This is a genomic window from Allobosea sp. 2KB_26 (genome assembly GCF_052115715.1).
Lineage (GTDB): Bacteria > Pseudomonadota > Alphaproteobacteria > Rhizobiales > Beijerinckiaceae > Allobosea.
In genome coordinates, this window is sequence record NZ_JBFRHE010000001.1 from 1,678,354 (window position 1) to 1,697,861 (window position 19,508).

Below are 19,508 nucleotides of genomic sequence, written 5' to 3' on the forward strand. Positions count from 1 at the left end.
TCCCAAGCGGGGCTGCCATGGCTCGGAGCGATGAAACCCCTGGCGGGATAATGGCGGACAGGGAGGGATTTGAACCCCCGATACCCTTGCGGGTATGCCGCATTTCGAGTGCGGTGCATTCAACCACTCTGCCACCTGTCCGCGGTCGCCTTCGGTCGAAGCGGGCTGGTTACTACACGCCGCATCGGACGGTTACAAGTCTCCTCGCTGTCATAAATCCGACGAATCTGACGCCGCGCGACTTGACCTGAGGAGCCGCCAAGACTATCGAGCCTCGTCCGGCGTGGGGAAACCCGCGCCTGATCTCTTTTGCGTGTCCGGCTCCGCGCTGCGGTGTCCGGCATGATCGAAGAGTGAACCCGACCACGTAACGACTGCCAAAAAGCCGTCCCGCATGCGCCTTGCGAGGCCATGACAGGGCGGGGCTGAACATGGAGAACAACGATGTTCGCAGTCATCAAGACCGGCGGTAAGCAGTTCCGCGTCGCCGCGAACGATGAAATCACCATTGCCAAGCTCGAAGGCGAGCCTGGCGATACCGTTGCCTTCGGCAACGTCCTGATGCTGACCGACGGCGAGAAGTCGACGCTCGGCGCGAAGGAACTGGCCGAGATCACCGTTGCCGGTGAGATCGTGCGCCAGGCCCGCGGCGAGAAGGTCATCGCCTTCAAGAAGCGCCGCCGCCAGAACTCGAAGCGCAAGCGTGGCTTCCGCGCCGAGCTGACGATCGTGCGCATCACCGACATTCTCACGGGCGGCAAGAAGCCCGAGATGAAGAAGGGTGACGCTTCGACCGTTGCCGTGAAGGCCGCCGCCAGCGCCGTCAAGGGCAAGGCGAAGGCTGAAGCCAAGGCCGAGGCGCTCGACGCCTCGAACCTCTCGCTGATCTCGGGCGTCGGCCCGACCATCGAGAAGAAGCTGCGCGCTGCCGGCATCACCTCCTGGAACGACATCGCCGCCTGGTCCGAGGCGGACGTCGCCAAGTGGGACGAAGAGCTCAAGCTGCGTGGCCGCGCCACCCGCGAGGAGTGGGTTGTTCAGGCCAAGGAACTCCTGGCCGGCAAGCCCCCGCGCGCCAAGGTCGACCAGGCCGAACAGGCTTCCGGCGAGGACTACTGACAGCTCCTGTCAGGCAGTCTTCGGCTTTCATCTCCGAACCGGTGGCTTTTGCCGCCGATTCGGGTTAGAGAGACAACAGTAGTTTCGAGGTAGGGCGTTATGGCTCACAAAAAAGCAGGCGGCTCGTCGCGCAATGGTCGCGACTCCGAAAGCAAGCGTCTCGGCGTGAAGCGCTTCGGCGACCAGGCGGTCGTGGCCGGCAACATCATTATTCGTCAGCGCGGCACCAAGTGGCATGCCGGCGTGAACGTTGGCATGGGCAAAGACCATACGCTCTTTGCGACGACCAATGGACGAGTCCGATTCACGACGAAACTCGGCCGAGCTTTCGTGAACGTAGTCCCGGCCCAAGAGGCCGCAGAGTAAAAGGCGGATAGGGAAGTTCCTTGATCCGCCGGTTCCATCGAACCGATCGGATCAAGGGCAAGGCCCGACAAGGGTCTCCCGAAGGTCAAGCGAAAGGGGAGATGGGACCAAAGTCCCAGCTCCCTTTTTTCGTTTGCGCGACGGAGAGACCGATGTTCCCCGAATTGACCCGCGACGATGTCTTCCGGCTCGAGACCCGCCGTCTCTGGCTGCGTTGGCCGCGTATGGCGGACGCTTCCGCCATCCTGCGCCAGGCTGGGGAGAAAGCCGTGGCCGAGATGACGGCCTCGATCCCACATCCCTATCCGGCGGATGCGGTCGAGCCCTTCATTTTCGCCATGCGCAAGGGCAATGCGCTCGGCGAGCACCTGGCGCTGGCGATCACGCCGCGCTCCCGGCCGAACGAGCTCATCGGCATGATCGGCGCCCATAAGCAGGCGACCGGCATCCCCTTCATCGGCTATTGGCTCGGCACTCCGCACTGGGGCAAGGGCTACACGACCGAAGCCGCGCAGGCGCTGATCGACACGCTCTTCACCTTGCTCGATATCCCGGCGATCGAGGCGGACACACGCGTCATCAACCCGGCCTCGCGCCGGGTGCTGGAGAAGTCCGGCTTCCGGCAGGAGGGCTCCTTCCTGAAGTCGCTGCCGGCGCGCGGCGGGCTGTTCCCCTGTGAGCAGTACCGGCTCGACCGCTCGACCTGGGCCGCGCTGAAGAGCTGGGGCGCAACGGGCTGGACCCACGCGCCCGAGATCGAGACCCCTGGCGAGTTCTGCGTCGCCTGAAACGAAACAGCCCCGGCGGATGATGCCGGGGCTGATTGCTGTTGGCCGTGAGCCTCAGGCTTACTTGACGAAGTTGCCGCCAAGCTCGTCATCGATATGGACGCGGATGATCTCCTCGAAGCTCGATTCCGCCTTGAAACCGAGCGCGGTCGAACGCTGCGGGTTGAAATTGCGCGGCCAGCCGGCAACGATGCCGTCGATGACCGGATCCGGAACTCGCTTGATCCGCTTCACCACATTCTCGCCGGCGACCTTGCGCAGCGCCTCGATCTGCTCCGCCACCGTGCAGGAATAGCCCGGCATGGTCAGGGTACGGCGAGGACCGATGGCGGCGGTATCCATCGTCGCGGCATGGACGAGGAAGCCGACGGCCGAACGCGGCGAGGCATGCCAGTGCCGGACCTGATCGGAGACCGGCAGCACCGCCTCTTCGCCGTTCAGCGGCTCGCGGATGATGTTGGAGAAGAAGCCGGATGCCGCCTTGTTCGGCTTGCCCGGTCGCACGCAGATCGTCGGCAGGCGAATTCCGACCCCCTCGAAGAAGCCGCGGCGCGAGTAATCCGACAGCAGCAGTTCGCCGATCGCCTTCTGCGTCCCATATGAGGTCAGTGGCGTGGTGAAGAACTCGTCCTCGATCTTCTCATGGAAGGGAGCGCCGAAGACCGCGATCGAGGAGGTGAAGACAACACGCGGCTTGTAGCCGCCGCCGACCTTGCGGATCGCTTCGAAGAGGTGGCGCGTGCCGTCGAGGTTGATCCGATAGCCCTTGTCGAAATCGGCCTCGGCTTCGCCCGAGACGATCGCCGCGAGATGGACGATCAGGTCGGGACGGGACGCGATCAGCGACTCGGCCTCCCCCTCGTTCGACACGTCGGAGACGACGACGTCGAAAATGAAGGGTGCTGCGGCTGGCGCGCTTGCAGCGACCACATCCTGGGCCGTGATCTTTGTGACCGGCTTGCCGCCGAGCTGGCCGTCATGGGCCAACCTTTCGATGAACTTGCGGCCGACCATGCCGGCGCCACCGAGAACGAGAATATGCATGGGGGGTTTCCTGGTGCTTGTTGTTGATCAATGTGGCAGGCGCCCGCCGAGATCATCCTCGATATGGACGCGGATGATCTCGTCGAAATCCTTCTCGGCTCGGAAGCCGAGTCGAAGCGCGCGCCTGGCCTCGAAACCAGTCGGCCAGCCGGCGACGATCTCGGTGACCGCCTTGTCCGGAGCGCGGCGGATCAGATTGACCGCCTTGTCGCCGGCGATGCGCCGCAGCGCCGCGATCTGCTCGCCGACCGAGCAGAAGACGCCCGGCATGGTGAGATTGATCCGCGGGCCGAGGGTTTCGCGGTCCAGCCCCGCAGCATGGAGCAGGAAACCGACGGCCGAACGCGGGCTCGCATGCGTGAAGACGAGGTCGTCGCCGACCGGCAATGACGCCTCCAGCCCGACCAGCGGCTCGCGGATGATGCTGGAGAAGAAGCCGCCGGCTGAGGCGTTCGGCTTGCCCGGGCGCACGGCAATCGACGGGAAGCGGATTCCGATGCCGTCGACGAAACCCCGCCGCGCGTAATCCGCAAGCAGCAGCTCGCCGATTGCCTTCTGCGTCCCGTATGAGGTCAGCGGCGTGGCATGGAACTCGTCCGGGATCACCTGTGGATAGGGCGCGCCGAACACGCCGCTCGATGAGGTGAAGACGAGGCGGGGCAGATAGGCGCCGCCATCCTTCTGTCCTTCCCGGCGGATCGCCTCGAGCAGGGTCCGCGTCCCGTCGAGATTGACTCGATAGCCCTTGTCGAAATCACGTTCGGCCTCGCCGGAAATGATCGCGGCAAGATGGAAGATCACGAGCGGGCGGGCCCCGATCAGCTCCGCAGCGATGGCGCGGTCGGCGAAATCCTCGGTGCGGATCTCGACTTCGCCGTCGAAGCCCCGCGGTGTCTCCGGCGTAACGACATCGCTCAGCGTCAGCTTGCTGATCGCCCTGCCCGCGCGAGCACCGTCCGCCACCAGCTGCGCTGCGAGCTTGCGGCCGACCATGCCGGCCGCACCTGTCACCAGGACGTGCATCGACGCGTCCTTCCCTGCGTCAGAGCGCGAAGCCACCATCGGCAAGATGAATCTGCCCGGTGGTGTAGCTCGACTCGTCGGACCCCAGATAGACGGCAAGCCAGGCGATTTCCTCGGCTGTGCCGAGCCGGCCCATCGGCTGGCGGTCGACGAAGGCCTGACGCGCAGCCGCCTCGGTCGTCTTGGTCACTTTGGCGAGATCGGCGATGCGCTGGTCGAGCGAGGGCGACTGGATCGTCCCGGGGCAGATCGCGTTCGCGCGAACGCCCTTCTTGATGTAGTCGGCCGCAACCGCCTTGGTCAGGCCGATCACGGCCGCCTTGGTCGCGCCATAGGCATAGCGGTTCGGAATGCCGCGCACCGAGCCGGCGCCCGAAGCGATATTGACGATGGAGCCGGCGCCCTTCGACAGCATCCCCGGCAGGAAGGCCTTGGTCGTGCGGTGCATCGACTTGACGTTGAGGTCGAAGGAAAAATCCCAGGCCTTGTCGTCGCAGTCCAGCACGGTGCCGTGGTGAACGAAGCCGGCGGCATTGACCAGGATGTCGATCGGTCCGACCTTCTCGGCGAAAGCGTCGACGGCCTTGCTCGAGAGAACGTCGAGCTTGCGCTTCTTCGCCTTGGGGATTCCCTCCAGCAGCGCGACATCCTTGTCCGTTGCCCAGACCGTCGCGCCTTCCCTGACGAAGGCTTCCGCGATCGCCCGGCCGATGCCCTGCCCCGCGGCCGTAACGACGGCGACCTTGCCCTTCAAACGTCCTGCCATGTCCTTGGTCCTCTTGTTAAGCCGGCTTATTATCAGAGCTGCTTGCGCATATGCGTCAGGCGCCGGTCGGCCAGATCAGTGTGATGAGTGATCGCGAAGCCCAGGCGCTCATACCAGGCGATGCGCTCGGTCAACTTTGCGTGGGTGTAGAGATGCACCGAACCAAAGCCGAGTGCGGCGGCGCGCTCATCGGCAAAGCGCATCAGCAGCAGGCCGAGCTTGCGCCCTTGTGCCCCCGGGGAGACCGCCACGCTCCAGATCGTGAAATCGTCTGGTGAGATCTCGAGAACAAGCGCAGCATCCAGCCCGTTGTCGCCGTCGACAAGCCAGACCTCATGCTCGGCCACGACCTGCGCATAGTCAGCGATCCGCGGCAGGGAAGGCACGCCGATAATGGACTCGTTCGGGGTGTAGGCCGCGTTCTTCACCGCGAGGATGGCGGGGATGTCAGCGAGCGTCGCCCTGCGCAAGGATAGCTCGCCGATCTGGCCCTGAGTTTGGTTGAAGGTGGCGAGCGCCCGCTTCTGACGGCCTTCGGCGTCGAAATTCGCGGGCGCCAGCCAGCGCTGGAAGCCTTGCGCCCGTACCGGCCATTCGCTGTCGAGGATCGAATACCAGGCGGTGTCGCGATTCCTGCCCTTCACCACCATGTGCTGGCGGAACAAGCCTTCGTACTGGAAGCCGAAGCGAAGGGCGGCGCTCTTCGATGGTTCGTTCAGAGCATTGCATTTCCACTCGAGGCGGCGGTAGCCGAGCGAAAAACCATAGGCGCCGCACAGATAGATCGCCTCTGTCGCGACCCGGGTTTTCTGCAGGCTCGGCGAATAGGTGATGTAGCCGACTTCGAAGACGCCGTGCTCGGGCCTGATCTCCATCAGCCAGAGATGGCCCTTGGCCTTGCCGTCGGCCTTGTCGATCACCGCGAAGGGCACGATGCCGGCCTTCGCCGCCATCATCGTCAGCAGCTCGCGATAGCTTTCGCGATCCTGTGGCGGATGGGCCGGCATCCAGGCCCAGATGTGATCGTGCCCGGCATTGGCCTGCCAGATATCGTCGAGATGCCGGTCCGGATCGATCGGCTCGAGCCGGCAATAGCGCCCCTCCAGGACCTTGGCCGGCGGAAAGGGCGGCGCCTTCCAATCGGGGGAAAGGGTCATGGCTCGCCCCGGGCCTGCCAGGCGGAGAGATCGAGAGAAACCTTCCAGCCAGAACCGAGCTCGGCGGCAGCCGCATGCAGGAGAGCTGTCCCCTCCGCCTCCCAGGCAAGCCGCTCGACCTCGTTTCCGAATGCGGACGCCGCCTCGTCCTCCTCGTCGTAGATGGCGTCGAACGCATCCATCCAGGCTTCAAGCCGATCGCCGAACGCTTCCGAGAGACCGGCATCCTCGGCGTCGATCGCCTTGCGCCTGCCCTTGGCGTCGAGCATCCAGAGACCGCTTCGCCCGAGCCATTCGGGCGCGATGACGAGTTCAGTGCTCACGAGCGCGCCTTGAGGTCATCCTCGAAGAACGTGTTGAGCGGGGCCGACGGCCCGTTGCCGGCAAAGCCGGCAAAACTGCCCTGCTCGGTGATCAGGCGGGTCGCCTCGATGAAGGCAGCCCAGGCGGCGCGCGCCAGTGCCGCGCCGATCGAGATGCGCCGGACACCGAGTGCGGCGACATCAGATACCGTCAGGCCGAAATCGCCATAGATCAGCGCGTTGACCGGCTTACCCCCGGCGGCCGCGACTATCGCTGCGATCTGCTCGCGTGTCTTTGGTCCGGGGGCATAAAGCACATCGGCACCCGCCTCGGCATAGGCAGCAATGCGCCTGACCGATTCATTCAGCGGGTCGCCGTGGCCAGTGAGAAAGCACTCGGCACGAGCCGTCAGCAGAACGCCGGAGCCGGTTTCGTCAATTGCCCGACGCGCAGCGCGGATCCGCTCGACCGCGAGCTCGAAGGGATAGAGCGGGACGTCATCACGGCCGGTCGCATCCTCGATCGAGAGCCCGGCGACACCGGTCGCCACACAGGCTTTCACATTGAGCGCGACATCGGCCGGTTCGTTGGCATAGCCATTCTCGAAATCGGCGTTGATCGGCAGGTCCGGTACGGCCTGCACCATATCCGCGATATGAGCGAGCATCATGTCGCGCGGCACGTCCTGATCAGCCCGCCCCTGCGTGAAGGCGAAACCGGCGCTTGTCGTGGCCAGCGCCCTGAAACCCTGCCCGCGCAACCAGCGCGCCGAACCGACATCCCATGGGTTCGGCATGACGAAGCAGCCAGATTCGTGAAGTGCACGAAAGGCAGCGATCTGCGGACTGTCGGTCATTTTAAATCGTTTCAGATGCGAGTTGGCCGAGCGATACCCCATACTGTCCGGGCGCGCGCCGTTTGTCAGCCCTTCACGTCATGCGTCAAGGCTCGGCGCCGATGCGCAACCGGCATGGAGGCCGCTCAATAGGCTGCAATCAGCTCGTAGATGAAAGTCGTGAGACCGGCCGGGCCCGGAATCCTGGAGGCAAGGGTATCGCGCAGGAGCGCAAGCAGTGCGTCCCGGTCTGTGCCGCTGAGCAGGACAATGGCGTGCGCAACGTTCGCATCCTGCGTTGCGGGGAAGGCGGGATGGGGCCTGGCCGTCAGCGTAACGCCTGTTCGGACGGAAAGGACGCCGGAACGCCCGACCAGGTCCACCAGAGCCGGTGGCGGCACCGCTTCTTCACCCCTCCCCTGCCACGTCACTCCGGCGAGATAGCGACCGAAGCCACGTCCGGCCCGGCTCGTCTCGCGATAGACGAAGCGGCTGAACGCACCCATGGCCGGCCGCATCCTGAGCGTTTCCGGAGTCGGATTGGCGAGCAGCAGCAGGTACTCCGGCGTCTCCAGAGCCTCTGCTGCGTCGAGATCGTAGAGCGTCAGATAACGAGCCGCGGCGCCACGCCCCCGGACATAACGCTTCGCAGCGAGGAAGCCCGGCATCGTCAGGCGTTCGGGGACATGCTCGATCCCGTGCCAGGCCTCGTAATCCCCGCGCATCGCGGGATCGACGCTGTTGCCGATCGCCAGGAAGATCGGCCCGGGCCAATCGGCCGGGCCTGACGGCATGCCCGTCATGGCCGCAGGACGATCTTGGATGCGGTGCGATTGCTTGCTCCCGCAAAGGCATCGAGCCCCGCTGCGAGCGGCATCTCTTCACTGATCATCCGCCGGATGCGCTCCTGCTGCGCAGCCATGAGCGCAATCACCCGCGACCATGTTGCCAATGGCGAGCGATAGCTCCCGCGAATCTGCTGGTGCCGCCGCACAAGCGCCGTCAGGTCGATCGGCACCGGACGGGGATGAATCCCGCAGATGACAAGGACACCGCGCAAGGCAAGCAGATCGATCGCCTCCGGCACCACTGCCGGCGCGCCCGCGGCCTCGATGATCACATCATAGCTGACAGGCAGGCCGGCGCGCGTGAGCGCCTCTCGCAAAGTCGTTCCGGCCGTGTCGACGGTGTCGGGAAAGCCGAGTGCCTCGACGGTGGCGAGGCGGACCGCATCATGGCGCCCAGCCACGACAACCCGCGCAGCACCAGCCAGCTCGGCGGCGAGCGCCGCTCCTTGCCCGATCGTGCCCGGCCCGATGACCAGCACCGTATCGCCCGGTTTGACACCGCCCGTATCCACGGCCTCGGTCGAAACCGTCATGGGTTCGGCGAGCGCTGCAACCGTATCGTCGAGTTCATCGGGAAGAGTGATGCAATTCTCTGCCGGAACGGCGGCAAGGGCTGCAAAGCCGCCATTGCGAGCAATGCCGAGGCCGGTCCGCGTGGTGCAGTCCTCGGCCCGTCCCGACCGGCAGCGCTCGCAACGCCCGCACACGACGGAGGGGCGCACCACTACGCGTGTCCCGACCGCGATGCCGTCGGTGCCTTCGCCGAGATGCAGGACGCGGCCAACGAACTCGTGCCCGAGCGTGACCGGCATCGTGGCCGCCATCGCTTCGTACCCGCCCGACCAGTCCGCGATATGGAGATCCGTGCCGCAAATGCCGGCAGCCCTCACCTCAAGCAGCACTTCACCGGGTCCGGCACTCGGCTCGGATATCTCACCGAGCCAGAGCCCGGGCGCGGGAACGGCTTTGCGAAGCGCGAGCATGAACCGCTCTCACTCGACCTTGATCGCAGCCGACTTGACCACTCTTGCCCAGGTTTCGGCATCCTTGGCCATGAACGCCGCGAGTTCGGCCGGCGTGCCCGGCGCCGGCTCGGCGCCGATCTCGACCAGGCGAGCATTCACGTCGGGCCGGCCCAGTGCCGCATTGATCGCGGAATTCAGCACCTGCACCACTTCGGGAGCCGTTCCCTTGGGGGCGACAAGGGCTACCCAGGCCGAGAGGTCGTAGCCGGGATAGCCTTGCTCGGCGACAGTCGGCACATCAGGCAACAGCGAGGCGCGCTTGCCGGTGGTCACCGCGAGCGCCTTCATCGTGCCGCCCTTGACGTGGCTGGAGGCGCCGGCAAGCGTCGAGAACATGACGTCGATATTGCCGCTGATCGCATCAGTCAAAGCCGGCGCTTCGCCGCGATAGGGCACGTGCTGGACCTTGGTGTCGGAGACCAGGCCGAAGAATTCTCCAGCCAGATGCGCGACCGTGCCGGTGCCGCCCGAACCGAAGGTGATCGGCCGCTTGCTGGCCTGGCCATGCGCAGCAAGCTCCTTCATCGTATTGGCCGGATAGGATTTCCCGGCCGCAACCACGAAGGGTAGCTTCGCGATCATCGCGACCGGGACGAAATCCTTCTCCCAGTCGAAGGGCACATTCGCCTTCAGCGCGGGATTGATCACCATCGTGGTCGGCGCAGCGAGCAGCGTGTAGCCGTCGGGCTCCGCCTTGGCGACGGTCTGGGAGCCTAGGATCGTGGCAGCACCGCCGCGGTTCTCGATGACGAAGCGCTGCTTTAGCACGTCGCCCGCCGCTTCGGCCACGACGCGCGTCACGACATCGACGCCACCACCTGCAGCAAAGGGCACGACGAGCTGCATGGCCCGCACCGGATAGGCCTGGGCCCGCGCCGGCCCGGCAGCCGTTGCCGCAAGCAGCCCGAGCGCCGCCGCCATCGCCTCACGCCTGCTCAGGGGGCCCGGCCGAATGGGGGTAAGCGCCAACGGGTCCGTCATGATGTTTCCTCCTGCTCTTATTGCAAACGACAAGGCCATCGATGGGGAGGGGCGACAACAGCGAATCCTGCGCCCCGCGATAGCCTGAGGCTATAGATCAGCCCCGACTTTGGAGATCTCGGCCCGCAAAACCGTCTCGAAATGCTGGATCAGGCGGCTGCGCGCGCGCTCGACATTTCGATGCAGGAAGACCTCGTACTGGGCGGGGTGATCGAGCGGCAGGAGTGCGACCGCATCGCGGTTGGCCGCCAGCGCGCTGAAACGGTCGACGATGGCAAGACCGAGCCCCGCCTCGGCAAGCGCAATCGCGGTTTCGGCGAATCTTGCGACATGCGTCCGCTCTGGGACGACGCCACCGTCGCGCAGCACCGCGTCGACGACCTGACCATGCACGGATTGTGGCTCGAACACGATGATCGGAATGCCGGCCAGAGCCGAGGGCGACAGGCGCTTGGCCGAAGCCAGCGGCCAGTCACGCGGACACACGGCAACCGCCTTGCCCGTCCCGACCGATATGCTCCGAATTCCCGCGTGAAGGATGGGGAACAAGGTGACCGCGCCCTCGCCTTGTGCCGAGAGCAGATACTCCATCACCTGGCTGACCGACAGGATATCGAGATGCAGGCTGAGCCCGGGATGGTCCTTCAGCAGGCTGGCGGCTGCGCGCGGGATCAGGACGCGGCCAATGCTCGGCGAGGCGCCGAGCCGGAGCGTGCCCGTATCGGCCCGTGCCAGCCTGAGCGCCCGCGCCAAAGCGCCTTCGAGCTGGTCGAAGGCGATGTCGACCTCACCGAGAAGACGATGCGCCTCCGCCGTCGGCGTCAGGCGGCCGCCATGCCGGTCGAACAGGGCGAAGGCGCAGATATCCTCGATCCGCCGCACCGTCTTGGTCACGGTCGGCTGGGCGATCCCGAGATCGCGCGCCGCACCGACGATGGTGCGGGCGCGCATCACGGCGCGGAAAACCTCGATCTGCCTCAGCGTGAGCAGCACCGCGACACGCTCTCCCGCCAGGGACGCCCCGCTAGAGCATGCTGCGAAAAAGTGGCAACGGTTTTTCGCATCAAAGCATGCTCTAAACTATAAGAGTCGATCATGTTTTCTGCGTTTGGACGATTCGTCCAAACGCAGCGCGATCTAGTGGTTGTCGCGCGGAACGCCGAACTTCTTGTGGATCTTCTGGTACTTGACCGCCGGCTTCAGCACCATGCCCTCGGAGAGCTCGCCAACGATCTTGCGCTGGATCTCCTGCCAGGGGGTCTGGCTCTTCGGATACTTGTAACCACCAGCCGCCTTCAGCGCGACCCGGCGCTCGTCCAGTTCCTTGTCGGAGATCAGGATGTCGGCCGTGCGCTTCTTCAGGTCGATGCGGACCTTGTCGCCGGTCTTCAGCAGCGCAAGCCCGCCGCCGGTCGCCGCTTCCGGCGAGGCATTCAGGATCGAGGGCGAGCCCGACGTGCCGGACTGGCGGCCGTCACCAATACAAGCCAGCGCCGTGATGCCCTTCTTGATCAGGTAATCCGGTGGCCGCATGTTCACGACCTCGGCCGCACCGGGATAGCCGATCGGCCCGACGCCGCGAATGAAGAGCACGCTGTGCTCATCGATCTCGAGCGACGGATCGTCGATGCGGTGGTGGTAATCCTCGGGCCCGTCGAAGACGATCGCCTTGCCCTCGAAGGCCATCGGGTCCTTCGGGTTCTCGAGATAGCGCTTGCGGAATTCCGGCGTGATCACGCTGGTCTTCATAATCGCGGAATCGAACAGGTTGCCGCGCAGGTTGAGGAAGCCGGACTGCGCCTTCATCGGCTCGTCATAGGCCTTGATGACGCGACGATCGCCGGAGAAGAAGCCTTCGCAGTTCTCGGCCAGCGTCTTGCCGTTGGCGGTGATGGCGGGCTTGATCTTGCCCTTGGCGACGAGTTCGGCAACCACGGCAGGCACGCCGCCGGCGCGGTAGAAATCCTCGCCGAGATATTCGCCGGCGGGCTGCAGGTTGACCAGCAGCGGGATGTCGTAGCCGATCGCAGTCCAATCCTCGTTGTCGAGCTTCACGCCGATATGCTTGGCGATGGCGTTGACATGGATCGGCGCATTGGTGGACCCGCCGATCGCCGAGTTGACGACGATGGTGTTCTCCAGGGCTTCGCGCGTCAGGATCTTCGACGGGATCAGGTTCTCCCAGACCATCTCAACGATGCGCTTGCCGGTGTGATAGGCCATCTCATAGCGGTCGCGATAGGGCGCCGGGATGGCGGCGCCGCCGGGCAGGGTCATGCCCATCGCCTCGGCCAGCGAGTTCATGGTCGAGGCCGTGCCCATCGTGTTGCAGTGGCCGGCCGACGGAGCCGACGACGCCACCAGATCGACGAAGCCGCGATAGTCGATTTCGCCGGCGGCCATCATCTGGCGCGCCTTCCAGACGATCGTGCCCGAACCGGTGCGTTCGCCGCGGAAATTGCCGTTCAGCATCGGCCCGCCCGGCAGCGCGATGGCCGGGATGTCGACCGTGGCCGCAGCCATGATCTGGGCCGGGGTGGTCTTGTCGCAGCCGGTCGTCAGCACGACGCCGTCGAGCGGATAGCCGTAGAGGATCTCGACGAGCGAGAGATATTGCAGATTGCGGTCGAGGCTCGCGGTCGGGCGCTTGCAGGTTTCCTGGATCGGGTGGATCGGGAACTCGAAGGGCACGCCGCCCATCTCGCGGATGCCGTCGCGGACGCGGGCGGCAAGCTCGATATGATGACGGTTGCAGGGCGCAATATCGGAGCCCGTCTGGGCGATACCGATGATCGGGCGGCCCGACTGCAGCTCATCGCGCGACAGACCGAAATTCATGGTGCGCTCGATATAGAGCGCGGTCATGTCGGCATTGGCGGGATTGTCGAACCAGGCCTTGGAGCGCAGCTGCTCCGGCTTGATCTTGCGGACCGACTTCTTCGCTGGCGTCTTGGCCATCCCCGTCATTCCCTCTCGCACCGGCCCGCAGCCTTCGCGCCGCTTCCGCCGTGGTCTTTAAATCGATTTGACCAGCCAATCATGCCGATCGCCATGCGCGCGACAAGAGCCAAATTCGACCAAATCGCGTCACCTGCATTCTGCATACAGCACACAAATTACTTCGCCAATCCGTGCAGATGCCGCCTGCGCAGGAAAGGTCGCGCTCCCGCAGTTTGCAAGTGTTCCAAATGCGCGGCCGCCCGGCAGCCCGCGCAGACGGCGGGCTTGCATCGCCCCCGCGTTTCCGGCCAAGACAGCGCACCGTGCCGGCGCAAAGCCCGTGATAGGGCCGCGTCGTCGAGAGCTTGCAGAGGAAAACGCACCATGACGCTGCAGACCGTCTCCTCCTTCGCCCGGATCGGCGAGGAAAACGCCTTCGCCGTGCTGGCACGAGCGACCGAGCTGCAGCGCAAGGGCAAGGACATCATCAATCTCGGCATCGGCCAGCCCGATTTCCCGACGCCCGGCCAAATCGTCGAGGCCGCGGTGAAGGCGCTACGCGACGGCCATCACGGCTATACGCCGGCCAATGGCATCCTGCCGCTGCGCGAGGCGGTCGCCGCCGACCTGCACAAGCGCTTCTCGGTCGACGTCTCGCCGGAAGAGGTGATGATCGTGCCGGGCGGCAAGGTCACCATGTTCATGGCGATCCTGATGTTCGGCGAGCCCGGCGCCGAGATCCTTTATCCCGATCCCGGATTCCCGATCTATCGCTCGATGATCGAGTTCACCGGCGCGACCCCGATCCCGGTCCCGATCCGCGAGGAGAACGGCTTTGCCTTCTCGGCCGAGGAGACGCTCTCGCTGATCACGCCCAAGACCCGGCTGCTGATCGTCAATTCGCCGGCAAACCCGACCGGCGGCGTCACCCCGAAGGCCGAGGTGGACAAGCTCGTCGCCGGGCTCAGCCGCTTCCCTGATGTCGCGGTGATGTCGGACGAGATCTACGACCAGATGCTCTATGACGGCGAGAAACACGTCTGCCTGCTGAGCTATCCCGAAATTCGCGACCGGCTGATCCTGCTCAATGGCTGGTCCAAGACCTATGCCATGACCGGCTGGCGCATGGGGTTCTCGGTCTGGCCGAAGCCGCTCTACGACAATGCCCGAAAGCTCGCGGTCAATTCGCATTCATGCGTCAACGCCCCGGCGCAATGGGCGGGGCTCGCCGCGCTCACCGGCCCACAGGACGCGGTGCATGCCATGGTCGCCGAGTTCGATCGGCGCCGGAAGGCGGTGGTCGCCGGGTTGAACGCCTTGCCCGATGTGTCATGCGCCGTGCCGAAGGGCGCCTTCTACGCCTTCCCGAATATCTCGAAGACCGGGTGGAAGGCGAAGAAACTCGCCTCAGCCCTGCTCGAGGATGCGGGTGTCGCGACGATCGGCGGGCCCGATTTCGGCGTCCATGGCGAAGGCTATATCCGCCTGTCCTATGCCAACTCGCTGGAGAACATCGAACGCGCGCTGGAGCGGATGAGGAGCTTCCTCGCCAACGCGAAGGCAGCATGACGATGATCACCTGCCATTTGCGCTATGTCGTCGATCCCTACCAGCTGCCGGCCTTCGAGGCCTATGGCAAGCTCTGGATCAGGCTGGTCGAGAAATTCGGCGGCAAGCATCACGGCTATTTCATGCCCTCGGAAGGCACATCGAACGTCGCATTGGCGATGTTCAGCTTTCCGTCGCTTGCGGCCTATGAAGAGTATCGCACCGCCTCGTTCAAGGACGAGGAATGCCTGGCGGCCGTGGCGATGAATGAGAAGCAGCGCTTCATCATCAGCTATGAACGCTCGTTCTTCCGACCGGTCTTCGAAGACGATCAGGGCGCGCGCCGCGCATCCTGATCGCGTCGATTGAAGCAGCGTCAGGCTTTCGCCGCGCTCGCGGCCGCGTCGATATTGGCGACCAGTTCGGCATCGAGGCCGACCGAGCCCGCAAGCCCGGCGAGGAAGTCCTTCTCTGCCGGCGTATCGGGATTGATGGCGATGCGAGCCGCCGTGTAAATCTGCGCCGCGAGCTCCGGCGTTTCCGCGGCCTCGGCAAGGACATCGACCGAAGCCGGATTGGCCATTTCATGGGCGAGCCACGTATTGGCTTCCGGATCGAAACCGGCTTCGCGCAGGCCGCCCAGAATGGCGTTGCGCTCTTCCGTGTCGATATGACCGTCGGCGGCAGCGGCTGCGATCATCGCCCGGATGAAGATCAGAGCCGTCGCCTCGCTTGCGGCCTCCGGCTCGAAACCGGTCCCGGCCGGCGCCGGCAGAACCTCCTGACGCTTCAGATCGAGCAGGGGTTTGCCGGCCTGATGGTTCTGATAGGCCTTGTAGGCGAGGCCGCCGATCAGCGCGAGGCCGCCGAGTTTCGCCGCAGAGCCGGCAACCGAACGCCCTGTCGAGGAACCGAAGAGCAAGGCGCCGAGGCCGCCGAGCACCGCAGTCGCCACGGCCGGATTGCTGCTGAACATCCCCTTGGCCTGCTCGAGCAGCTGGTCGGGTGTCTTGCCGCCGGAGACCTGGCCGAGAACGTCGCTCGCCTTCTGCTCCAGTCCCGTCTGGCGCGCGGCGTCCTGCATGCCCTGCGTCGCCTGGCCGAGCACGCTGCCGACGAGGCCGCCAATTCCACCCGAACCACCGGCCTGCTGAACCTGTTGCGCCAGATTGCCCAGCATTCCGCCGAGCCCCCCGGACTGGCCAGCCTGCTGCCCGGCCTGATTGCCGGCGCTGACCAGCGCGTCCAGGAGTGATTTTGCGTTGAACATCGAGAGGCTCCCTCGTTTAGGCCATTCACCGCAAAGCGGCGGCGTAACCTGCACCCGGGCCACGGGCTTCACAAGCCGCTCCGCATGGAGGGGAACCTTGACGCGATCATGACGAAGGCAACGGCAGGAGCCCCGGCTCCTTCAATGTCTCAAGCGCGATTTCCGAGCGAACCCGCGCGACGCTTTCATGCGGCATCAGGATCTCGTTGACGAAGCGCGAGAGCTCCTTGAGATCACCGACCGCAACCTTGAGCAGATAATCCGCCTCACCTGTCAGGGCATGCGCCTCCAGGATCGCGGGAGTCAGCCTGACGAGATCGCGAAAGCGGCGGGCATTGTCGCGCGAATGCGTGTTCAACGCGACATGGATGAAGACGGTCACCCCGAGCCCGATCGCCGCCGGATCGATCAGCGCGCGGTAGCCGCGGATCGTCCCCTCCTCCTCGAGCCGTTGGCGCCGGCGGGAAATCTGGCTCGCCGACAGCCCGACCTTCTCGGCCAGCGCGCCATTCGTCAGGGAGGCATCCTGCTGGAGCGCATCGATCAGGCGCCAGTCGAAGGAATCGAGACCGCTCACATCGCGCGCCATTGGCGGCCTCCCTGCACAAGCTGTGCGGATCTCGCGCCATGACGCGGCATTTTGCAAGCTTCTTGCCTTCGCCGTGCGCGACCATGTCGGCAATCACATCCAGAGGAGAACGTCATGGGTCCATTTCCGCACGACACCGCCCCTCCCGCTATTTCCGAGGCCAATCCGATGGGAACGGACGGCTTCGAGTTCGTCGAATACGCCCATCCCGAGCCAGAGACGCTCGGCCCGCTCTTCCAGCAGATGGGCTTCACCGCTGTCGCCCGACATCGCTCCAAGAAGGTCACGCTGTACCGTCAGGGTGACGTCAATTTCGTCGTCAATGCCGAGCCGGATTCCTTTGCCCAGCGCTTTGCGGCCGAGCACGGCCCCTGCGCCTGCGCCATGGCTTTCCGTGTCGTCGATGCCAGGCATGCTTTCGAGCGCGCCGTGTCGCTTGGCGCCGAGCCCTATGAAAGCAAGGTCGGCCCCGGCGAACTGCAAATTCCCGCCGTGAAGGGCATTGGCGGCTCGATCCTGTATTTCGTCGAGCGCTATGGCGAGAAGGGCTCGATCTGGGATGTCGATTTCGAGTGGATCGACGAGGCGGATCCGCACCCCGAGCAGGCTGGTCTCTATTATCTCGACCACCTCACCCATAACGTCCATCGCGGCCGCATGGACCATTGGGCAGGCTGGTATGGCAAACTCTTCAACTTCCGGGAGATTCGCTTCTTCAATATCGAAGGCAAGCTCACAGGCCTGATCTCGCGCGCCCTGACCTCGCCCTGCGGCAAGATCCGCATCCCGATTAACGAGTCGCTCGACGACAAGAGCCAGATCGAAGAGTACTTGCGCCAATACAAGGGCGAGGGCATCCAGCATGTCGCGCTCGGCGCTCGCGACATTTACGCCACCGTCGAGCTGTTGCGCCAGAACGCCCTGCCCTTCATGCCGGCGCCGCCGGCAACCTATTATGAGCGCGTCGATGCGCGTGTCCCCAGCCATGGCGAACCGGCCGAGCGGCTGAAGGCCAACGGCATCCTGATCGATGGCGAGGGCGCGGTCGCGGTCGGTTCGAAGAAGGGTCGGATGAGCAAGGTGCTGCTCCAGATTTTCTCCGGCACGGTGCTCGGGCCGATCTTCTTCGAGTTCATCCAGCGCAAGGGTGATGACGGCTTTGGCGAGGGCAATTTCCGCGCCCTGTTCGAGTCGATCGAGGAGGACCAGATCCGTCGCGGCGTGCTGAAGGTCGAAGCGGCCGAGTAACGTTCGCAATCAGGCCACAGGACGCGGCGCGGCCCCCAACGGCAGTGCCGCGTTTCGCTTGTCGCGGGACCAAGACGAGCGTAGCCTCTTTCCAGGATGGCGCACGGAGACAAGTGCCCGTCTTGAGGGATTTCCCATGTCGACAGCAGCGATCACGCGCGGTCATCAGGGTCCCTGGTGGACGCATCTTTATGTCCAGGTGCTGACCGCCATCGCGATCGGGGTGCTGGTCGGGCATTTCTATCCGCATACCGGCGAAGCGATGAAGCCGCTCGGCGACGCCTTCATCAAGGCCATCAAGATGATCATCGCGCCGATCATCTTTCTTACCGTCGTGCACGGCGTCGCTTCGATGGACGACATGAAGAAGGTGGGCCGCGTCGGCGTGAAGGCGCTGCTCTATTTCGAAGTGGTGACGACGCTTGCCCTCATCGTCGGGCTCGTCGTGATCAATCTCTGGAAACCCGGCGTCGGCATGAACGTCGATGTCGGCGGTCTCGATACCAGCGCCATCGCGTCGTTCACGGCCAAGGCGAAGGAGCAGAGCACCATTGGCTTCCTGACGGACATCATCCCGACGACCGTGGTCAGCGCCTTCGCAACCGGCGAAATCCTGCAGGTGCTGTTCTTCGCCCTGCTCTTTGCCTTCGCTCTGCAGATGCTTGGAGAGCGCGGCAAGCCGGTCCTGCACTTCGTCGACGATATCGCCCAGGTCTTCTTCAAGATCGTCGGCATCATCATGAAGGCAGCACCGATAGGTGCGTTCGGCGCGATGGCCTTCACGATCGGAAAATTCGGCATCGGCACGCTGCTGTCGCTGGGCAGCTTCATGGCCGCATTCTACACGACCTGCCTGATCTTCATTTTTCTTGTGCTCGGCACGATCGCCCGGCTGCATGGCTTCAGCATCGTGAAGTTCATCGCCTATATCAAGGAAGAGCTGCTGATCGTGCTCGGCACCTCCTCGTCCGAAAGCGTCCTGCCGCGGATGATGGCCAAGATGAGCTATCTCGGCTGCAAGGAGAACGTCGTCGGCCTGGTCATCCCGACCGGCTACTCCTTCAACCTCGACGGCACCTGCATCTATCTGACGATGGCTGCGATATTTCTCGCCCAGGCTACCAATACCGAGCTGAGCCTGTCGCAGGAGATCGGTATCATTGCCGTTCTGCTGCTGACCTCGAAGGGCGCAGCCGGCGTCACGGGCTCCGGCTTTATCGTGCTCGCTGCGACGCTGGCCTCTGTCGGCACGATCCCCGTGGCGTCGATCGCCCTGATCCTCGGCGTCGACCGCTTCATGTCGGAGGCGCGCGCCCTCACCAACCTGATTGGCAATGGCGTCGCGACGATCGTTGTGGCGAAATGGGAGAACTCGCTCGACGAGCGTCGCATGCAGCGCATCCTCGCCAGGGAGGCCGATTACGACGCCGCTGAGCCCGAGCGCGTCGCCGCGGTCTGAGCGCTGCTAGATCATCGGACCGGATATCGTATCCAATCCGATGATCTAGCTGTGGAGCGTCAACAGGTTGTCCTCGCCGAGAGCGAGTCTGCTGATGGGTGTATTGGCCTGGATGCCGCCATGGGGGCGATGCCAGTTGTAGTGATGGAGCCAGCGCGGCAGCTCTTCGGCTCTGCGATCTGAGTGGGGATAGGGTCTG

20 protein-coding genes, 1 tRNA gene and 1 pseudogene are annotated in these 19,508 nt (G+C 64.6%); 7 read left to right on the forward strand and 15 right to left on the reverse strand.

Annotated features, from left to right (window positions below):
* Positions 1-51: 51 nt before the first annotated feature.
* Positions 52-141: transfer RNA gene (locus tag AB4099_RS08170), tRNA-Ser, on the reverse strand.
* A 303-nt stretch (positions 142-444) separates the two neighbouring features.
* Here AB4099_RS08170 and rplU point away from each other — a divergent pair.
* The 3 genes from rplU (at position 445) to AB4099_RS08185 (ending at position 2,273) form a co-directional block, all read left to right on the forward strand.
* Positions 445-1,119, forward strand: a complete 675-nt coding sequence (rplU, locus tag AB4099_RS08175) for a 50S ribosomal protein L21 (protein ID WP_069878798.1) — start codon at positions 445-447, stop codon at positions 1,117-1,119.
* 99 nt (positions 1,120-1,218) lie between these two features.
* The gene (gene rpmA, locus AB4099_RS08180; RefSeq protein ID WP_043241804.1) at positions 1,219-1,485 is read left to right on the forward strand and encodes a 50S ribosomal protein L27; all 267 of its coding nucleotides are present in this window, start codon (positions 1,219-1,221) and stop codon (positions 1,483-1,485) included.
* Between the two features lie 152 nt (positions 1,486-1,637).
* Positions 1,638-2,273, forward strand: a complete 636-nt coding sequence (locus AB4099_RS08185) for a GNAT family N-acetyltransferase (RefSeq protein ID WP_069878797.1) — start codon at positions 1,638-1,640, stop codon at positions 2,271-2,273.
* 60 nt (positions 2,274-2,333) lie between these two features.
* Here the strand turns inward: AB4099_RS08185 and denD (AB4099_RS08190) are convergent, their stop codons facing one another.
* The 11 genes from denD (AB4099_RS08190) to AB4099_RS08240 all read right to left on the reverse strand — a co-directional run bounded on the left by denD (AB4099_RS08190) (position 2,334) and on the right by AB4099_RS08240 (position 13,213).
* A complete protein-coding gene (gene denD, locus AB4099_RS08190; protein ID WP_441477638.1) occupies positions 2,334-3,317 on the reverse strand; it encodes a D-erythronate dehydrogenase in 984 nt (327 codons plus the stop codon).
* Between the two features lie 27 nt (positions 3,318-3,344).
* Positions 3,345-4,340: a D-erythronate dehydrogenase gene (denD, locus tag AB4099_RS08195; protein ID WP_441477639.1), complete on the reverse strand. Its 996-nt coding sequence runs from the start codon at positions 4,338-4,340 to the stop codon at positions 3,345-3,347.
* A 19-nt stretch (positions 4,341-4,359) separates the two neighbouring features.
* Positions 4,360-5,106, reverse strand: a complete 747-nt coding sequence (locus tag AB4099_RS08200) for an SDR family oxidoreductase (protein WP_441477640.1) — start codon at positions 5,104-5,106, stop codon at positions 4,360-4,362.
* A 32-nt stretch (positions 5,107-5,138) separates the two neighbouring features.
* Positions 5,139-6,263 (reverse strand): GNAT family N-acetyltransferase, encoded by a 1,125-nt coding sequence (locus AB4099_RS08205; protein ID WP_441477641.1) that lies wholly within the window; start codon positions 6,261-6,263, stop codon positions 5,139-5,141.
* The gene (locus tag AB4099_RS08210) at positions 6,260-6,586 is read right to left on the reverse strand and encodes a hypothetical protein (protein ID WP_441477642.1); all 327 of its coding nucleotides are present in this window, start codon (positions 6,584-6,586) and stop codon (positions 6,260-6,262) included. The genes AB4099_RS08205 and AB4099_RS08210 overlap by 4 nt, the downstream gene beginning before the upstream one ends.
* Positions 6,583-7,422: an isocitrate lyase/PEP mutase family protein gene (locus AB4099_RS08215; RefSeq protein WP_441477643.1), complete on the reverse strand. Its 840-nt coding sequence runs from the start codon at positions 7,420-7,422 to the stop codon at positions 6,583-6,585. Before AB4099_RS08215 ends, AB4099_RS08210 begins: the two co-directional genes overlap by 4 nt.
* 125 nt (positions 7,423-7,547) lie before the next feature.
* A complete protein-coding gene (locus tag AB4099_RS08220; protein ID WP_441477644.1) occupies positions 7,548-8,204 on the reverse strand; it encodes a hypothetical protein in 657 nt (218 codons plus the stop codon).
* Positions 8,201-9,232, reverse strand: a complete 1,032-nt coding sequence (locus AB4099_RS08225) for a zinc-dependent alcohol dehydrogenase (RefSeq protein WP_441477645.1) — start codon at positions 9,230-9,232, stop codon at positions 8,201-8,203. Before AB4099_RS08225 ends, AB4099_RS08220 begins: the two co-directional genes overlap by 4 nt.
* Before the next feature lie 9 nt (positions 9,233-9,241).
* Positions 9,242-10,255 (reverse strand): tripartite tricarboxylate transporter substrate binding protein, encoded by a 1,014-nt coding sequence (locus tag AB4099_RS08230; RefSeq protein ID WP_162768411.1) that lies wholly within the window; start codon positions 10,253-10,255, stop codon positions 9,242-9,244.
* A gap of 90 nt (positions 10,256-10,345) precedes the next feature.
* Positions 10,346-11,248 carry a LysR family transcriptional regulator gene (locus AB4099_RS08235; RefSeq protein ID WP_113518053.1) on the reverse strand — a complete coding sequence of 301 codons (903 nt, stop codon included), beginning with the start codon at positions 11,246-11,248 and terminating at the stop codon, positions 10,346-10,348.
* Positions 11,249-11,392: 144 nt separating this feature from the next.
* The gene (locus tag AB4099_RS08240; protein ID WP_441477646.1) at positions 11,393-13,213 is read right to left on the reverse strand and encodes an IlvD/Edd family dehydratase; all 1,821 of its coding nucleotides are present in this window, start codon (positions 13,211-13,213) and stop codon (positions 11,393-11,395) included.
* Positions 13,214-13,579: 366 nt separating this feature from the next.
* Here AB4099_RS08240 and AB4099_RS08245 point away from each other — a divergent pair, with 366 nt between their 5' ends.
* The gene (locus AB4099_RS08245) at positions 13,580-14,764 is read left to right on the forward strand and encodes a pyridoxal phosphate-dependent aminotransferase (protein WP_441477647.1); all 1,185 of its coding nucleotides are present in this window, start codon (positions 13,580-13,582) and stop codon (positions 14,762-14,764) included.
* A 2-nt stretch (positions 14,765-14,766) separates the two neighbouring features.
* Positions 14,767-15,099, forward strand: a complete 333-nt coding sequence (locus AB4099_RS08250) for an NIPSNAP family protein (RefSeq protein WP_441477694.1) — start codon at positions 14,767-14,769, stop codon at positions 15,097-15,099.
* 20 nt (positions 15,100-15,119) lie between these two features.
* Here the strand turns inward: AB4099_RS08250 and AB4099_RS08255 are convergent, their stop codons facing one another.
* Both AB4099_RS08255 and AB4099_RS08260 read right to left on the reverse strand, forming a co-directional pair.
* Positions 15,120-16,013: a tellurite resistance TerB family protein gene (locus AB4099_RS08255; protein WP_113518050.1), complete on the reverse strand. Its 894-nt coding sequence runs from the start codon at positions 16,011-16,013 to the stop codon at positions 15,120-15,122.
* 106 nt (positions 16,014-16,119) lie between these two features.
* The gene (locus tag AB4099_RS08260) at positions 16,120-16,602 is read right to left on the reverse strand and encodes an Lrp/AsnC family transcriptional regulator (protein WP_113518049.1); all 483 of its coding nucleotides are present in this window, start codon (positions 16,600-16,602) and stop codon (positions 16,120-16,122) included.
* Between the two features lie 114 nt (positions 16,603-16,716).
* On the opposite strand from AB4099_RS08260, the gene hppD reads away from it, so the two are divergent.
* Both hppD and AB4099_RS08270 read left to right on the forward strand, forming a co-directional pair.
* A complete protein-coding gene (gene hppD, locus AB4099_RS08265; RefSeq protein ID WP_441477648.1) occupies positions 16,717-17,850 on the forward strand; it encodes a 4-hydroxyphenylpyruvate dioxygenase in 1,134 nt (377 codons plus the stop codon).
* A gap of 136 nt (positions 17,851-17,986) precedes the next feature.
* Positions 17,987-19,309, forward strand: a complete 1,323-nt coding sequence (locus AB4099_RS08270; protein ID WP_113518047.1) for a dicarboxylate/amino acid:cation symporter — start codon at positions 17,987-17,989, stop codon at positions 19,307-19,309.
* A 45-nt stretch (positions 19,310-19,354) separates the two neighbouring features.
* Here AB4099_RS08270 and AB4099_RS08275 read toward each other — a convergent pair.
* Positions 19,355-19,508, reverse strand: a pseudogene (locus AB4099_RS08275) (IS481 family transposase); the annotation flags it as partial.

Excerpts from the sequence above, each read along its gene's own strand:
- rplU (WP_069878798.1), top strand. The coding sequence starts at position 445 with ATGTTCGCAGTCATCAAGACCGGCGGTAAGCAGTTCCGCGTCGCCGCG.
- rpmA (WP_043241804.1), top strand. The coding sequence starts at position 1,219 with ATGGCTCACAAAAAAGCAGGCGGCTCGTCGCGCAATGGTCGCGACTCC.
- AB4099_RS08185 (WP_069878797.1), top strand. The coding sequence starts at position 1,638 with ATGTTCCCCGAATTGACCCGCGACGATGTCTTCCGGCTCGAGACCCGC.
- denD (WP_441477638.1), bottom strand. The coding sequence starts at position 3,317 with ATGCATATTCTCGTTCTCGGTGGCGCCGGCATGGTCGGCCGCAAGTTC.
- denD (WP_441477639.1), bottom strand. The coding sequence starts at position 4,340 with ATGCACGTCCTGGTGACAGGTGCGGCCGGCATGGTCGGCCGCAAGCTC.
- AB4099_RS08200 (WP_441477640.1), bottom strand. The coding sequence starts at position 5,106 with ATGGCAGGACGTTTGAAGGGCAAGGTCGCCGTCGTTACGGCCGCGGGG.
- AB4099_RS08205 (WP_441477641.1), bottom strand. The coding sequence starts at position 6,263 with ATGACCCTTTCCCCCGATTGGAAGGCGCCGCCCTTTCCGCCGGCCAAG.
- AB4099_RS08215 (WP_441477643.1), bottom strand. The coding sequence starts at position 7,422 with ATGACCGACAGTCCGCAGATCGCTGCCTTTCGTGCACTTCACGAATCT.
- AB4099_RS08220 (WP_441477644.1), bottom strand. The coding sequence starts at position 8,204 with ATGACGGGCATGCCGTCAGGCCCGGCCGATTGGCCCGGGCCGATCTTC.
- AB4099_RS08225 (WP_441477645.1), bottom strand. The coding sequence starts at position 9,232 with ATGCTCGCGCTTCGCAAAGCCGTTCCCGCGCCCGGGCTCTGGCTCGGT.
- AB4099_RS08230 (WP_162768411.1), bottom strand. The coding sequence starts at position 10,255 with ATGACGGACCCGTTGGCGCTTACCCCCATTCGGCCGGGCCCCCTGAGC.
- AB4099_RS08240 (WP_441477646.1), bottom strand. The coding sequence starts at position 13,213 with ATGGCCAAGACGCCAGCGAAGAAGTCGGTCCGCAAGATCAAGCCGGAG.
- AB4099_RS08245 (WP_441477647.1), top strand. The coding sequence starts at position 13,580 with ATGACGCTGCAGACCGTCTCCTCCTTCGCCCGGATCGGCGAGGAAAAC.
- AB4099_RS08250 (WP_441477694.1), top strand. The coding sequence starts at position 14,767 with ATGATCACCTGCCATTTGCGCTATGTCGTCGATCCCTACCAGCTGCCG.
- AB4099_RS08255 (WP_113518050.1), bottom strand. The coding sequence starts at position 16,013 with ATGTTCAACGCAAAATCACTCCTGGACGCGCTGGTCAGCGCCGGCAAT.
- AB4099_RS08260 (WP_113518049.1), bottom strand. The coding sequence starts at position 16,602 with ATGGCGCGCGATGTGAGCGGTCTCGATTCCTTCGACTGGCGCCTGATC.
- hppD (WP_441477648.1), top strand. The coding sequence starts at position 16,717 with ATGGGTCCATTTCCGCACGACACCGCCCCTCCCGCTATTTCCGAGGCC.
- AB4099_RS08270 (WP_113518047.1), top strand. The coding sequence starts at position 17,987 with ATGTCGACAGCAGCGATCACGCGCGGTCATCAGGGTCCCTGGTGGACG.